This window comes from Kitasatospora albolonga (assembly GCA_002082585.1).
GTDB classification, from domain to species: Bacteria; Actinomycetota; Actinomycetes; order Streptomycetales; family Streptomycetaceae; genus Streptomyces; species Streptomyces stephensoniae.
The window spans coordinates 3,792,625-3,807,950 of sequence record CP020563.1; the positions used below are offsets into that span (position 1 = coordinate 3,792,625).

Sequence of the window (15,326 nt, forward strand, 5' to 3'; positions counted from 1 at the left end):
CAGGAGAGACATCCGGAGGCATCAGGAGACATAGGGGCGGACCGCCCGCGCCTCGCGCAGGGCCCAGCCCCACCAGCCGAGCTGGTCGAGCATCAGCCGCACCGCCCGGTCCCGCGCGCAGGCCCCGGCGTGGTCCTCCAGCGGCGTGTGCAGGAAGTCGAGCGCGACCCCGTTGCGCAGGGTCACCGTGTGCAGCTCCGTGAAGACCGAACGCAGCTGCTCCACCGCGTACAGCCCGGACGAGCCGTGACCGTAGCTCACGAAGCCGACGGGCTTGGTCTGCCACTCCTCGTACGCGAAGTCGATGGCCTGTTTGAGGGAGGCCGGAAAGGAACGGTTGTACTCCGGGGTGACGACGACGAAAGCCTCGGCCTTCCCGATCGCCTCGGCGAACTCCGTCATCTGCTCCGTCGCCCGCTCCGGGTAGTGCACGGGGAAGTCGAACTCCGCGAGGTCCAGCACCGCCAGATCGAGCTCGCCCCGTACCCGAGCCCGCTCCACGAACCAGCGGGCGACCGCGTCACCGATGCGCCCCTCGCGCGTACTCCCGATGATCACCGCGACCCGCAGCGGGTCCCCGCTCGCCCCGGCCCCGTTCCCGGCCTCCCCGATCGTCCCGGTCTCCCTCTCGTACGTCATCGCCCGCTCCTCCTCCCGCTTCCTCTCCGGCTCCCTCACCTCTTGGGCGCCAGACGTCGGGGCGCGGCTGCCAGATCCGATCTGGCAGCCGCGCCCACGGCCGGAACGCATGGCTGGAGCGATCCTCGCGACCCGCTCCGGGGTCAGGGCTCCCGCGCGTAGAAGAAGTAGAACGTGGCCAGGAAGACACCCACGCCGACCGCCAGGCCCAGCGCGGTCGACCGCAGCACGCTGGTGTCCGTGAGGCTCACCAGGAAACCGATCGCGCAGGCGGTCAGCGCTCCGTACGCCACCGCCCGCGGCCCGTGCGACAGGGACCGCTGGACACGGCCCAGCGCGAAGCAGAGGGCAGCCAGTGCCGCTCCGGAGATCAGGCCGAGCGCGACCTGCCCGCCGGTGCTGGGCCCGCCGTCGCGGCGGATGAACGCGGCGTAGAACCCGTAGATGACGCCGAGCACCAGAGGCAGTGCCCAGGCGAGCGGAGTGTGGCGGCGGGGCCGTGCGTGCGCGCGGGCCCCCTTCCGGCCGGGCATGGCTGCGTGTGTGACCATCGCGGACAGCTCCTTCCGTCACCCCGTCGCTCGCCCCCGTTCCTCCAGAGCACACCCGCCCGCGCGGCCCGGCAACTCGAACGGCGTACGGCCCGGAGCGGTCCGGCCCCGTACGCGATTCCCTGGAGGGTGTGCGGACCTCTCTCTCAGTGACCCTCTCGGCCGTCCTGCTCGTCCTGCTCACCGCCCTGGTGCCGTTCAGCGCGCTCTCCGCCTGGGTCGACCTGGAGATCGACGACACGGACCGGTACGTCGCCGCCGTCTCCCCGCTCTCCTCCGACCCGGCGGTGCGGAGCACCGTCGCGGATCTGGTCACCGACGAGGCGATGCGGCAGATCGACCTCGGCCCGCTCCAGGACACGGTCCGGGACTTCCTGCACGAGACCGTCCGCTCGTTCACCACCACCGAGACCTTCCGCACCGCCTGGGACACCGCGAACCGGACCGCCCACCAGGCCGTGACCGCCGCGCTGGACGGCGACAGCGGCGAGGAGGTGACCATCGATCTGGGGCCGGTGATCGATCAGGTCAAGCAGGATCTGGTGCGCCAGGGGGTGCCGTTCGCGGATCAGATCCCCGTCCAGCGGACGGAGATCACGGTGATCGGCGCGGACCGGGCGGACGCTCTCAGGGACTCGTTCCACTGGCTGCGGTACTGCAGCATCTGGCCGGCCGTCGCCACCCTCGTCCTCCTGGTGCTGGTGGTCGGCATCGCGACGGTACGGGGAGGGCTCCGGGCCGCCCTGACCGCCACGACGGCCGTCGGCGCCGGGTTCGTGCTCGGGGCGATCGTGCTGCGCGTCCTGGTGGCGGTGGGCCGCGGCCGGGTGCTGGACGAGGTGCCCGGCAGCGACCGGGACGCGGCGGCAGCGGTGGTCGACGCCCTGACCGCCTCGCTGCGGACCACGGTGTGGGTGGTGCTGGTGGTCGGCGCGGTGCTGCTGGTGGGGGCGGTGGTGGCCCGGGTGCTGCTGGGACGCCGGAAGGCCCGGCGGGGGTGACCGGAGGGCGGCGTACGGCTGGGCGGAGGTGATCGGAGGGCGTACGGCCGGACAGAACGCCCGGCACCGCCCGTACGGATGTTTCACGTGAAACACCGGGACAGAACCCGCCCCCGCACGGGTGACCGCCGACCGGCTCAGAGCCCCGGGCGGCCCGGAGTCCCAGGCCGATCAGAGCTCCGGTGGGCGTCCCTGGAGGCGTTCCATCTCGCGGCGGTCGCGCTTGGTCGGGCGGCCCGTGCCCCGGTCCCGTACCGGCACCTGGATCGCCAGCTCACGCGGCGGCGGAGGCGGGCTGTTGTCGATGAAGCACTCGGCCGCCACCGGCGGGCCGACCCGCTTCTTCACGATCTTCGAGACGACGACCACCCGGTCCCGCCCCGCGTGCCGGAGCCGTACCTCGTCACCGACGCGGACGGACTGGGCGGGCTTCGCCCGGTCCCCGCCGACCTTCACATGACCGGCCCGGCAGGCGGCGGCCGCCTGGGCACGGGTCTTCGTCAACCGGACCGACCAGATCCACACGTCGACCCGGACGCTTCCCTCCGCCTGCGGCGCGTCCCCGGAACCCATGCCCCCGACTCTAGTCCTGACCGGGCGGGAGGCGGGAGGCAATAACCCCTCCCCGCCTCCCGCCCCGGGGCTCACACGCCGATATCGCGTCCGTCCTTGCGCCAGACAGCGACGACGGAGGGGCGGACGATCTTCCCGGGACCGTCGGGCCAGGTGCTCGCCGGCTTCTCCACCGAGGCCCCGTCGACCTCGCCCGGGTGCTGGACGGCCACCAGGACACGGCGGTCCTGGATGACCGGACCGCAGGTCTCCGCACCGGTCGGGACGGTCAGGAACTGCTTCAGCTCACCGCGCCGGTCGCCGTGGGTCGCGACGCCGAAGAGGCCGTCGTGCGAACCGAGCTGGTTGCCGTCGGTCGAGATCCACAGGTTGCCGTGGGCGTCGAACGCCACGTTGTCCGGGCAGGAGATGGGACTGACCTTCTCCTTGGGGAAACCGGCGAAGTACGTCGACGGGTCGTTCGGGTCGCCCGCGACGAGGAAGAGCCGCCAGGCGAAACCGTCGCTCGTCGGGTCGTCCCAGTTCTCCGCCAGCTCCAGGATCTGCCCGTGCTTGTTGCCGTTGCGCGGGTTGGCCTCGTCCGCCCCCGGCTTGCCCGCCTTGCCCCGGTCCGAGTTGTTGGTGAGCGCCACGTACACCCGGCCGGTGCGCGGCGAGGGCTCGACGTCCTCGGGCCGGTCCATCTTGGTGGCGCCGACCTTGTCACCGGCCAGCCGCGTGTAGACGTACACCTCGTCGGCGGTCATGCCGGGGACGTGCGAGGTGGTGCCGGTGGCCAGCGGAATCCAGACGCCGCTGCCGTCGAACTCGCCGTCGGAGGGCAGCTTTCCGGTGCCGTCGATCTCGGCGGCAGGCGAGTCGCCGGTCAGCTTCGCGACGTACAGCGTGCCCTCGTCCAGCAGCGTCAGGTTGTGCTCGCGGGCAGCGCGCGAGTTGCCCTTCTTCATCCGCTTGCTGGAGACGAACTTGTAGAGGTAGTCGAACCTCTCGTCGTCGCCCATGTAGACAACCGGGCGGCCGTCCGAGGTCAGCCGGGGCTCGGCCGCCTCGTGCTTGAAGCGGCCCAGCGCGGTGCGCTTGCGCGGGACGGAGTCCGGGTCGTACGGGTCGAGTTCGACGACCCAGCCGAAGCGATTGGCCTCGTTGGGCTCCTTCGCCAGGTCGAACCGCCGGTCGAACCGCTCCCACTTGCGCTCGGTGGCGCCGGTGCCGATCCCGTACCGCTTGTGCAGGTCGGTGGTGCCGTTGGCGAAGTACTGGTTGAAGTTCTCCTCGCCGTGCAGCGTCGTGCCCCACGGAGTCGTGCCGCCCGCACAGTTGTTGAGGGTGCCGAGCACCTTGCGGCCGGTCCGGTCGGCGGACGTACGGAGCAGAGGACTTCCGGCGGCCGGTCCGGTGACCCGGAATTCACTCGTGGCGGTGAGCCGGCGGTTCAGCGGGTGACGGCTGACCAGGCCCAGCTTCCCGGTGCGGTGCTCCTCCTGGACGACGACCACGGAGAGTCCGTGCGCCGCCCAGGCGATCTCCACCTGCTCGCGCGTGGGGTTGGCCGGATCGTAGCCGCGGAACATGAGGTTCTCGTCCGTGTACTCGTGGTTGGCGACCAGGACCTGACGGCCGCGCTCACCGCGGAGCGGGAGGAGCGAGAGGAAGTCGTTGTTGTAACCGAACTGGCCCGCCTGCGCCTTGGCGGTCTGCTTCTCCGGGTTGAAGGCGGGCGCCCCGCGCAGGATCGGCTCGCCCCAGCGGATCACCACGTTCTGGCCGTACCCGTCGGGGACGGTGACCTTGTCGTTCTTGTTGGGCGCGACCGGGGAGAACCGCAGGCCCCGGGCGCCGGACGGGGCCGGTTTGTGGGGCGGGCCCGGTTTGTGGCCGTGCCCGGCGAGCGCGACGGCCTCCGCCTGCGGGGCGCCGGGGCCGGTCAGCGCGGCGGTTCCGGCCGCCGCCGCGACCGTCACGACGGCGGCTGCGCGCATCATCGAACGACGCGATACCGCACCGGCGATGATGTCGCCCGCGTACGCGTTGTCGCTGGTGTTCGGGACCTCCTTGAAGCAGGCGTCCCCGCAGCGGTAACGGCAGGTCAGCGAGGAACGCCCGCCCGGGTGGGAGCTGATGAGCGGCAGCAGGTTACGCACGTGGATTCCCTCCGTCGGTGTGTCGTGCGTGACGGTAGGTGCGCCCCCACCCGGTCCGAGGGACTCCCGGTGAACGGCGGGTGAAGTCCCGGCCACCGCTGTTCCCTTGGGCCCTGCGGTGGACATGTCTCCGGGCCCGGCCGGGGGTCGGTTTCGGCCCGGTCGGCACAGGGGTGGGCCGGACCGGCGAACGGCCGGATCTGGCCGCTAACCTTACGTATCCGTCCTGGCCAGGGATGAAATCGCCCAGGTCGGACATTCACCGCACCCAACTCATGCGAAAGGCTCGCCCATGGGCATTCGGAGCTTGCTGCGTAAGGTGTTCGGCCGCACGGAGCAGGACGAGTCGGCCACGGCCACCGTCCCGTCCCAGGCCGAGCGCACCCCGTCCACGGAGGCGGAGCCTGAGGCCACTTCGGGCGCCGGGACCGAGACGGAGCCGAAGGCGTCGATCCCGGCCCCGGCTTCGCCCTCCTCGCCCACCTCCTCGCCCGCATCGCCCGCCACCGGGGCCGCCGACGCCAAGGACGCCGCCGAAGGCGACGCCGGTGCGGCGGACCTGGTGGCGGCGGCCTTCGACAAGGCCACCGCCCCGACGGCCCCGTCCCCGACCGTCCCCGCCCAGAACGCGGGCCCGGACGCGGAGGCGAAGACGGCCCCGGAGGCGGAGGCGAAGACCGAGCCGACCACGGAGACTGTCACCGAGCCCGTCGCAGAGGCCGTCACCGAGCCGGTCGCGGAGGCCGTTTCCGAGCCCGTGGCGGAGCCGGTCGTCGAGCCCGTCGCGGCGGAGGAGCCCGTAAAGCCCGTCGCCGAGCCCGTAAAGGCTGAGGAGCAGACGGCGGAGCCCAACCCCATCACGATCGACCTCGATCTCGACCCGGAGCCCGCACCGGAGCCGAAGCCGACGCCCGAACCGGAAGCCGAGCCCGTCACGGCGGTCGTCGCGGAGACCGAGCCGGAGACCGCGCCGGAGGCCGCAGCCGCAGCAGTGACAGCGGAGCCGGAAACGGAGGCTCAGGCGGCACCCGCGCCGGAGGCCACCCCGGAACCCCCCAAGGCCCCCAAGGCCACCGAGGCCCCGAAGGCCCCCGAAGCCTCCGCCGCCCCGCAGACCCCAGAGGCCACGGAGCCCCCTGCAGCCGCCGAGACCCCTGCGGCCCCGACCACCCCGGAACCCCCGGCCTCAGCCGACACCCCCGCCACTCCGGAAGCCCCGGAAGCCCTGGACGTCCCGGAAGCCCCGGACGTCCCGGTCGCAGTCGACACCCCCGCCAAGGCCACCCCCGCCCCCAAGCCCGCCACCCCCCTCGCCCGGGTCACCTCGAAGGCGCCCCAGCTCGTCGCCCCGTACAAGGCGGCGCAGGCGGCGCTCAAGGCGCACGGGCTGACCGGGCTCCGCGCCCGGGTCTACCTGGTGCTCGACCGCTCGGGCTCCATGCGGCCGTTCTACAAGGACGGCAGCGCCCAGCACCTGGGCGACCGCACCGCCGCGCTCGCCGCCCACCTGGACACCGACGCCACCGTGTCCGTCGTCTTCTTCTCGACCGACATCGACGGCACCGGGACGATCGAGCTGGCCGCCCACGAGGGCCGCGTCGACGAGCTGAACGCGGGGCTGGGCCGCCTGGGCCGGACGAACTACCACCGCGCGATCGAGGAGATCGTGGCGGACTACGAGAAGGCGGAAGGCGCCGGACCGGCTCTGGTGATCTTCCAGACGGACGGCCCGCCGGACGCCAAGCAGCTCGCCCGCCAGGCGCTCGCGGAGGCGGCCCGGCTGCCGCTGTTCTTCCAGTTCGTCGCCTTCGGCGAGCAGGACGCGAAGGGCTTCGACTTCCTGCGGAAGCTGGACGCCCCCAACGCCGCCTTCTTCCACGCGGGTCCGGCCCCGCGCGAGATCGCGGACGCCGAGCTCTACCGGGAGATCCTCGCCGGGCTGCCCGCCTGGATCGCCGCGCGCGAGGCCCGTTCCGGGGCCTGATCGACCGGCAGCCGTACGGTCACGGCGAGACCGCCGCCCTCCGGGCCCGGTACCGCCGTGGCCGTACCGCCGTGGGCCACCGCGATGGACCGCACGATCGACAGCCCGAGGCCCGATCCCGGGCCCATCCGGTCACGCCCCTCGCCCCGCCGGAACGGCTCGAAGAACCCCGCGATATCGGCCTCGGTGACCACCGGCCCGGTGTTGCGCACCACCAGGGCGCCGTCGCCGGTCAGCGAGATGTCCACCGAACCGCCCGGCACGTTGTACGTCACCGCGTTGGCCAGCAGGTTCGACACCAGCTGGGAGAGCAGCAGCGGGTTGCCGCGCACCGGGCAGGCCGCCACCTCGACGTTCACCGTCGTACGCCGCACCGCCCCCGTCCCCTCCCCCGACGGCGGCTCGGCGAGCGGCTTCACCACCGGATGCCGGGCCGTCTCCTCCCGCACCACCCGGTCGAACCGGACGTCCTCGCGCTCGTCGGCGGCCAGCCCCCGCTCGCTGCGGGCCAGCACGAGGAGCCCTTCTATGAGCCGCTCGCTGCGCCGGTTGGTGTCCAGCAGCGTCTGCCGGGTACGGACGAGGTCCTCGGGGGTCGGGTCGTCCAGGCCCACCTGGATCGCCGCGCGCTGGGTGGCGAGCGGGGTCCGCAGCTCGTGCGAGGCGTTGGCGATGAACCTGCGCTGACTGTCGAACGCCTTCTCCAGCCGGGCCAGCAGCGCGTCCAGCGTCTCGCCCAGCTCCTTCAGCTCGTCGTCCGGCCCGCTGGAGGCGATCCGCTCGTGCAGCGTCCGCTCCGAGAGGCTGCGTGCCTTCGCCGTCATCGCGTGCACGGGCCGCAGCACCCGGCCCGCGATCCACCAGCCCACCCCGACCGCGCCCGCCGTCATCACCAGGAGCGCGGCGATCGACCAGTACATGTGCTGCTTGCTCGCCGCGTCGCTGACGTCGTCGGTCAGCTCGAAGACGGTGGGCGCCCCGGCCGAACTGCGGGCGACGAACGGGCCCTCGACGGGGTACCCGGGGGGAAGGACGACGACGGCGGACGACGCGATGGCCCGCGCCTCGGAGTCCGTACCGGCCCGGGAGGCCACGTTGACGGTGGCGAGCAGCGCGGTACCGAGGATCAGGAAGACGCCGCCGTACACGAGGGCGATCCGGGTGCGGATCGTGGAGTGCGGCAGCTTCGCCGCGGCCACCAGCCGCCGCGGCCAGGACGGCCGCCTCACAGGGCGTACCCGACGCCCTGCACCGTACGGATCAGCGCGGGCTCGCCGAGCTTGGCGCGGAGTTTGCTCATGCAGACGCGTACGGCGCCGGTGAACGGGTCGGCGTTGGCGTCCCAGGCCCGCTCCAGCAGCTCCTCCGCGCTGACCGTGCCGCCGTCCGCCTCCAGGAGCAGCTGGAGCACGGTGAACTCCTTGGGCGACAGATCCAGGTCCCGGCCGTCGCGGAGCGCGGAGCGCCGTACGGTGTCGAGCCGGATGCCGTGCCGCTCCAGCTGGGGCGGTACGGGTCTGGCGCTGCGCCGACGCAGGGCGCGGACCCGGGAGACCAGCTCGGGGAACTCGAACGGTTTGCTGACGTAATCGTCGGCGCCGAGGTCGAGCCCGGCGACGCGGTCCTCCATGGTGCCGGAGGCGGTCAGCATCAGGATTCTGGTGCGGGAGCCGGAGGCGACCAGCCTGCGGGCCACGTCGTCGCCGTGCACACGGGGGAGGTCGCGGTCGAGAACGACGACGTCGTAGTCGTACAGCCCGAGGTAGGCCAGCGCCGCGTCCCCGCTGTAGACCGTGTCGACCGCGAAACCGGCCCGGCGCAGCCCGGTGGCGACCAGCTCCGCGAGAATCTCCTCGTCCTCGGCGACCAGTACCCGCATGGTGATGTCCCCTGCCTCGTGCACGCTTGTCCGCTCCCTCCCAGGATGCGTCTTTCCTACGCGAACGATTACGGGAGGGGGTGTTTCGCAAAGCTCTCCACGCTGAGCTCTCGCACAGGGCTGTCACACAGGGCTCTCCAGACGGAGCTCTCCACCGGGGCGCCCCGCCGCCCGCACACCCGGCCCCCGCTTATCGAGGTGAGTGGATCTTGGCAGGGCCGTTAGGATTTCGGCCATGGCGGCCACTGGACACGAGAAGCCGGGGGCGACGGCGTACTACGTCTCGACCCCCATCTACTACGTCAACGACGCTCCTCACCTGGGCCACGCCTACACGACCGTCGCAGGGGACGTGCTCACGCGCTGGCACCGCCAGCGCGGCGAGAAGGTGTGGTATCTCACCGGCACGGACGAGCACGGTCAGAAGATCATGCGCACGGCCGAGGCGAACGGCGTCACCCCGCAGTCCTGGTGCGACAAGCTCGTCGAGGAGGCGTGGAAGCCCCTCTGGGAGCACCTGAACATCGCGAACGACGACTTCATCCGGACCACGGAGAAGCGCCACACCGACCGGGTGCAGGAGTTCGTGCAGGACCTGTACGACAAGGGCGAGATCTACAAGGGCGGGTACGAGGGCCCGTACTGCGTGGGCTGCGAGGAGTACAAGCTCCCCGGCGATCTGATCGACGGCGAGGGCGAGTTCGCCGGACAGAAGCTCTGCCCGGTCCACAAGAAGCCGGTGGAGCTCCTCAAGGAGGAGAACTACTTCTTCAAGCTCAGCGCGTACGGTCCGAAACTGCTGGAGTTCTACGCGGCGAACCCCGGCTTCATCCAGCCCGAGTCGGCGCGCAACGAGGTCGTGAACTTCGTCGAGCAGGGCCTCCAGGACCTGTCGATCTCGCGCTCCACCTTCGACTGGGGCGTCCCGGTCCCGTGGGACGACCAGCACGTCATCTACGTCTGGGTCGACGCGCTCCTCAACTACGCGACGGCCGTGGGCTACGGCGCCAACCAGGAGAAGTTCGACGGTACGTTCCCGGCGGACGTGCACCTGATCGGCAAGGACATCCTCCGCTTCCACTCGGTGATCTGGCCCGCGATGCTGATGGCGCAGGGCCTGCCGCTCCCCGGCAAGGTCGTCGCCAACGGCTGGCTGATGGTCGGCGGCGAGAAGATGTCCAAGTCGAACCTGACCGGCATCAAGCCGCAGGACCTGACCTCGCACTTCGGCGTGGACGCCTACCGCTGGTACTTCCTGCGGGCCATCGCGTACGGCAGCGACGGCTCGTTCTCCTGGGAGGACTTCACCGCCCGCTACACCTCCGAGCTGGCCAACGACTACGGCAACCTCGCCTCGCGCGTGGCCGCCATGGTCGGCAAGTACTTCGACGGGGCGCTCCCGGAGGCCACGGCCGCCGGTGACGCCGAGCGGGCCGTTCAGGAGGGCCTGGCGAAGGCCGCCGCGACCGCCGACCTGAAGATCGGTGAGGAGCTGGACTTCCAGTCCGGCATCCTGGCGGTCTTCGACTTCGTGAAGCAGGTCAACGGCTACATCACGGAGCAGGAGCCGTGGAAGGTGGCCAAGGACACCACCCCGGAGGGCCGGGCCCGCCTGGCGACGATCCTCTACACGGCCGCCGAGTCGCTGCGCGGTGTCGCGGTCCTGCTCAACGCCGTGATGCCGGAGACCTCGCAGAAGCTGTGGGAGTCGCTCGGTGCCGGGGAGTCCCTGGGCGCCCTGGCCGACCAGCGGGTCCAGGACGCGGGCACCTGGGGCGTGCTGCCCGCCGGAGCGACGGTGACGAAGGGCGCGGTGCTGTTCCCGCGCCTGGAGGAGAAGCCTGCGTAGCCACCGCCGTACGGACGTCACAGGAGCCCGGGACCGCGAGCGGCGGTCCCGGGCTCCTGGGTTCTACGGGCCTACGGGCCTACGGGCCTACGGGCCTACGGGATGGTGAGCGGGCGGGTCTTGTCCTCGGGGTCGACCACCGACTTGTCCGGATGCACCGCGACCAGCCTGGCGCCCCCGGCGTAGGTGCTCTCCCGCCCGAAGAACTGGTACCCGGCGTCGAGGAGCTGGACGATCTCGTGGCCCAGCATCGCCTGCGGCCCGCCCTCGTCCGCGGACTTGGCGGTGTCCCAGAGCGCCTTGTGGCCCTCCCGCTCGGCCTCGTCCCAGAAGTTGGCCGCCGAGAGCTTGCCGTTGCGCAGCAGGTCCTCGACCCGGGGCCCGAGCTTGGTGAGGATCTTGAAGACCGCGCGCTCCTCGATACCGCCGTCCATGAAGGCGTAGTTGACGGGGACCGACCACTTCCCGGTGTTCAGCCGCCGCCCCAGCCGCGCGTCCAGCGAGAGCCTGTCGTTCTCCTGCGGCTTGCCCTTCTGGTGCTCGGCCCAGTCACCCGTGTCACCGGTACGGCCGAGGACGAGCTTGTTCTTCGCCTGGCCCGCCTTCGTCCGGGCGTCCTGCATCGTTTCGGACGTCGTCTGCGTCAGGTCGGCGCGGATGCCGTCCCGGAGGGCTGCCTCCAGCTCGACCCTGCTCCGCCCGGCGGGCTCACCCAGGTAGGAGTCGAGGACCTCGATGGTGTCGTTGAGATCCGCGTTGTTCATGATCCACTTGATGTTCTGCTGCTGCCACTTGTCATAGTCCGAGAGATAGCCGTCGAGACCGCCCGCCAGCTGGTCGAACAGCCGCTGGACCTCTTCGTCGATCTTGCCCGGATACGCCACGCGCTGGATGTCACCGGCGTGCCCGGAGGCCGGTGCCGCCTCCGCCGAGGGCGAGCCGGCGACCGTGGGCCCGGCCGCCGCCGGGCCGTTCAGCACGCGCCGCGCAGTGGCCTCGGCCTCACGCTCGTACCGGTCCGACGGGTCGCTGACGCGCAGTCCGTCGCCCCGGTCGGTGCCCGCCACGGGGCCGGAGCGCTGCTGGAGCACATGGGTCAGCTCATGGGCGAGGGTGTGCCGGTCGATGCCGGAGCCCCCGGCGACGATATGGCTGCCGGAGGTGTAGGCGACCGCGCCGACCTCGGCGGCGGACGCCTTGGCGGCGGCGTCGGTGTGGATGCGTACGTCGGAGAAGTCGGCGCCGAAGCGCGCCTCCATGTCGGTGCGGTTCCGCTCGTCGAGCGGCCGTCCCGTGCTGCGCAGGACGTCGTGGACCGCCGAGCGCTGCACCACCGGCTGCCCTTCCTCGTGGCCGCAGCCCGCGCCGTGCCGGTGCTGGTCCTCCGTCCGGGAGGCTCCGGCCCGGCGGACCATCTGCACCGCGGCCGCGTTGCCGACCGAGCTCTGGAGGGCGAGCAGGGCCTCGGACGGCGGACCCGTGCGCGCGCCGGGCCTGCGGGCTGTCGCGGTGTCCGGTCGCCCGGCGGCCCGGCTGCTCGCGTGGTGGTACAAGGAGGTTCCTTCCGGCGCCGGTGTACGTGCCTTCCCGGTATACCCGGGGCGTACGGCGGGTGGCCAGGTACGGGCGGGCAGAGTGCCCGGCCCCGGCGGACGGAGATCACCGCACGTTCGGGCCGCCGGAACCGCCGCGTACACGCCGGTCAGAGCCACACAGCACGCACTCCCGGCCCCACCGCACGCACTCCCGCGCGCCCGCGCGCTCAAGGGGTCAGCGGCGCAGCGACTCCGCGTCGCCCATCACGATCACCGGCTTCAGCTCCGGGTCCAGGGTGCGCAGGAGCTGCTCCATCCGCTCCTCCGGGATGGAGACGCAGCCCTGGGTCGGGCCTCCGTGGTCGACGTGAATCCAGATGCCGCCGCCGCGTTCGAGGCCGAGGGGGCGGGTGCGGTCCAGGGGGCTGACGCCCTCCGTGCGGTTGTAGTTGATCGCGACGACGTAGTCGAAGGAGCCTTCCAGCGGCTCCCCGAAGAACCCCTCGCCGTCCACCGCGAACCGGGGGTGCTCGTCGTACGGGAGCAGAGCCCCCGGGTCGGGGAGCCGGCCGCCCGCGTCGGTGAGCGAGTAGACGCCCCTGGGGGACCTCAGGTCGCCCGCCACATGGTGGTCGGTCCAGCCCTTCATGCCGTTGTGGGCGACCCACGGACCGGCCGACGACTCCCACCCCTCCGCCGGGTCCTCCCGGGTGTAGAGCATCGTGCTGGACCGGTTGGAGTCCTCGCCCTCCCCGGTGACCACGAACGCCTGCCGGGCGTCGTCGGGGATCTGCGCCCAGGTCAGGGGCCCGAGGCCCGGGATCTCCGCGGGGCTCGGCGCAGGCTCCTCGGAGGCGGACTCCCGGAGTACGGAAGCGGCGCCGGACTCCGGACCCGCGGCGCCCTGCCCCGGGGCGGCGGCCGGAGCGGCGGAGGTGGCGGGGGTGGTCGGGGTGGAGGTGATGGAGAAGCCACAGCCGGTGAGCAGCAGGGCCAGAGCGAGGAGCGGTGCGGTGAGCAGGGCGGGTGGGCGACGGGGGACGGACACGGTGGCGGGCTCCTCGGATGACGGCGGGCGGCGCGGCACAGCACGCGGCGCGGGGTGCGAGAGGGGTGTCTCGGTGCCAGTCCTTGCCGAACCCGGCGCGGCCGAACCCGAACCGGGGCCATCCGGCTGTACGGCGTCGCCCGGTCGTCGGGGTGTCTCCCGCCCGCGCCACCGCTCCGGCCGCCGGAGACGGTCCCGCCGCCGCTCGGGGCACTGCCGCCGCTGCTCGGACTCTCCCGCCCTGGTGACGAAACAGCCCCCGGTCATCCGACCGGGGGCTGTTTCACGTGAAACATCCACGTGGAGCGGCGGCGCCTACTTGTCGGCGGCGGGCTTCTCCGACGCGCCCGCGCCCTTCGGGGCGACCGGCTTGCGGAGCTGGATGTTGAGCTCGCGCAGACGGGTCTCGTCCAGCTCGGTCGGGGCGCCCATCATCAGGTCCTGGGCGTTGCCGTTGAGCGGGAAGGCGATCGTCTCGCGGATGTTGGGCTCGTCGGCGAGCAGCATCACGATGCGGTCGACGCCCGGGGCGATGCCACCGTGCGGCGGGGCGCCGAGGCGGAACGCGCGGAGCATGCCCGCGAACTCGTGCTCGACGGTCTCACGGTCGTAACCGGCGATCTCGAACGCCTTGAGCATCAGCTCGGGCTCGTGGTTGCGGATGGCGCCCGAGGACAGCTCGATGCCGTTGCAGACAATGTCGTACTGCCAGGCGAGGATGTCCAGCGGGTCCTTCTCCTCCAGGTCGGCCAGGCCGCCCTGGGGCATCGAGAAGGGGTTGTGCGAGAAGTCGATCTTCCCGGTCTCCTCGTCCTTCTCGTACATCGGGAAGTCGACGATCCAGCAGAACCGGAAGACGCCCTCCTCGAAGTGGCCGGCGCGCTTGGCGGCCTCGACCCGGACGGCCGACATGATCTTGGAGACCTCGTCGAACTCGCCCGCGCCGAAGAAGACCGCGTGGCCCGGGACCAGCGAGAGGCGCTCGGTGAGCGTCTTGACGTCGGTCTCGGTGAGGAACTTGGCGATCGGACCGGCCAGCGTGCCGTCCTCGCCCACGCGCACCCAGGCCAGGCCCTTGGCGCCGTGCTCGACGGCGTACTCACCGAGGCCGTCGAAGAACTTGCGGGACTGGCCCGCGGTGTCCGGGACGGGCAGCGCGCGGACGTGCTTGCCCGCGAACGCCTTGAACCCGGAGTCGGCGAAGACGTCCGAGATGTCGACCAGCTCCAGCTTGGCCCGCAGGTCAGGCTTGTCGTTGCCGTACTTCAGCATGGACTCGCGGAACGGGATGCGCGGGAACGGCGAGGTGACCTCGCGGCCGTTGCCGAACTCGGTGAAGAGCTCGGTCATCAGCTTCTCGATCGGCTGGAAGACGTCCTCCTGCTCGACGAAGGACATCTCCACGTCGAGCTGGTAGAACTCGCCCGGCGAACGGTCGGCGCGGGCGTCCTCGTCGCGGAAGCAGGGCGCGATCTGGAAGTAGCGGTCGAAGCCCGAGATCATCAGCAGCTGCTTGAACTGCTGCGGGGCCTGCGGCAGCGCGTAGAACTTGCCGGGGTTCAGCCGGGACGGGACGACGAAGTCACGGGCGCCCTCGGGGGAGGTCGCGGTGAGGATCGGGGTCGCCATCTCGTTGAAGCCGAGGGCCACCATCTTGGCGCGGATGGCCGCGATCACGGCCGAGCGCAGCATGATGTTGCGGTGCATGCGCTCGCGGCGCAGGTCGAGGAAGCGGTACTCCAGGCGCCGCTCCTCGTTGACGCCGTCCTCGGTGTTGATCGTGAACGGCAGCGGGGCCGCCTCGCCGAGCACCTCGACCTCGGTGACCTCGATCTCGATCTCACCGGTCGGCAGCTCCGGGTTGACGTTGTCGGCGCCGCGCGCGGAGACCTTGCCGTCGATCCGGACGACGGTCTCCTTGGTCAGCTTCGCCAGGGCGTCGTTGCCGGGGGTGCCGGGACGGGCGACGAGCTGCACCAGACCGTAGTGGTCGCGCAGATCGATGAAGAGGATGCCGCCCAGGTCTCGGCGATTGTGCAGCCAGCCGCTCAGCCGGACGTCGGTGCCGACGTCAGAGGCGCGGAGCTCGCCGCAGGTGTGGGACCTGTACCGATGCATCGTCGTTC

12 protein-coding genes are annotated in these 15,326 nt (G+C 71.7%); 3 read left to right on the forward strand and 9 right to left on the reverse strand.

The window, feature by feature from the left end:
* Nucleotides 1-21: 21 nt before the first annotated feature.
* Together B7C62_16395 and B7C62_16400 are read right to left on the reverse strand one after the other, a co-directional pair.
* A complete protein-coding gene (locus tag B7C62_16395; protein ID ARF77202.1) occupies nt 22-612 on the reverse strand; it encodes an NADPH-dependent FMN reductase in 591 nt (196 codons plus the stop codon).
* Between the two features lie 170 nt (nt 613-782).
* The gene (locus B7C62_16400) at nt 783-1,190 is read right to left on the reverse strand and encodes a hypothetical protein (protein ARF73666.1); all 408 of its coding nucleotides are present in this window, start codon (nt 1,188-1,190) and stop codon (nt 783-785) included.
* A gap of 131 nt (nt 1,191-1,321) precedes the next feature.
* On the opposite strand from B7C62_16400, the gene B7C62_16405 reads away from it, so the two are divergent.
* Nucleotides 1,322-2,191 (forward strand): hypothetical protein, encoded by an 870-nt coding sequence (locus B7C62_16405; protein ARF73667.1) that lies wholly within the window; start codon nt 1,322-1,324, stop codon nt 2,189-2,191.
* A gap of 171 nt (nt 2,192-2,362) precedes the next feature.
* Here the strand turns inward: B7C62_16405 and B7C62_16410 are convergent, their stop codons facing one another.
* Together B7C62_16410 and B7C62_16415 are read right to left on the reverse strand one after the other, a co-directional pair.
* On the reverse strand, nt 2,363-2,764 hold the full coding sequence (locus B7C62_16410; protein ID ARF73668.1) for an RNA-binding protein: 402 nt from the start codon (nt 2,762-2,764) through the stop codon (nt 2,363-2,365).
* 71 nt (nt 2,765-2,835) lie between these two features.
* Complete coding sequence (locus B7C62_16415; protein ID ARF73669.1) at nt 2,836-4,905, reverse strand: phosphatase; 2,070 nt, start codon at nt 4,903-4,905, stop codon at nt 2,836-2,838.
* Nucleotides 4,906-5,197: 292 nt separating this feature from the next.
* Between B7C62_16415 and B7C62_16420 the strand changes: the two genes are divergently transcribed.
* Nucleotides 5,198-6,889, forward strand: coding sequence for a hypothetical protein (locus tag B7C62_16420; protein ID ARF73670.1), 1,692 nt, complete (start codon nt 5,198-5,200; stop codon nt 6,887-6,889).
* Here B7C62_16420 and B7C62_16425 read toward each other — a convergent pair.
* The gene (locus B7C62_16425) at nt 6,823-8,118 is read right to left on the reverse strand and encodes a two-component sensor histidine kinase (GenBank protein ID ARF73671.1); all 1,296 of its coding nucleotides are present in this window, start codon (nt 8,116-8,118) and stop codon (nt 6,823-6,825) included. The genes B7C62_16420 and B7C62_16425 overlap by 67 nt on opposite strands.
* Entirely contained in the window at nt 8,115-8,768 is a 654-nt protein-coding gene (locus tag B7C62_16430; protein ARF77203.1) for a DNA-binding response regulator, read from the reverse strand. The genes B7C62_16425 and B7C62_16430 overlap by 4 nt, the downstream gene beginning before the upstream one ends.
* A 235-nt stretch (nt 8,769-9,003) precedes the next feature.
* Here B7C62_16430 and B7C62_16435 point away from each other — a divergent pair, with 235 nt between their 5' ends.
* A complete protein-coding gene (locus B7C62_16435) occupies nt 9,004-10,617 on the forward strand; it encodes a methionine--tRNA ligase (protein ARF73672.1) in 1,614 nt (537 codons plus the stop codon).
* Nucleotides 10,618-10,712: 95 nt separating this feature from the next.
* Here B7C62_16435 and B7C62_16440 read toward each other — a convergent pair whose 3' ends face one another.
* The 3 genes from B7C62_16440 to B7C62_16450 all read right to left on the reverse strand — a co-directional run bounded on the left by B7C62_16440 (nt 10,713) and on the right by B7C62_16450 (nt 15,318).
* Nucleotides 10,713-12,032, reverse strand: coding sequence for a hypothetical protein (locus B7C62_16440; protein ID ARF77204.1), 1,320 nt, complete (start codon nt 12,030-12,032; stop codon nt 10,713-10,715).
* Nucleotides 12,033-12,387: 355 nt separating this feature from the next.
* Nucleotides 12,388-13,200 carry a hypothetical protein gene (locus tag B7C62_16445; GenBank protein ARF73673.1) on the reverse strand — a complete coding sequence of 271 codons (813 nt, stop codon included), beginning with the start codon at nt 13,198-13,200 and terminating at the stop codon, nt 12,388-12,390.
* A 315-nt stretch (nt 13,201-13,515) separates the two neighbouring features.
* On the reverse strand, nt 13,516-15,318 hold the full coding sequence (locus B7C62_16450; protein ARF73674.1) for an aspartate--tRNA ligase: 1,803 nt from the start codon (nt 15,316-15,318) through the stop codon (nt 13,516-13,518).
* Between the last annotated feature and the right edge of the window lie 8 nt (nt 15,319-15,326).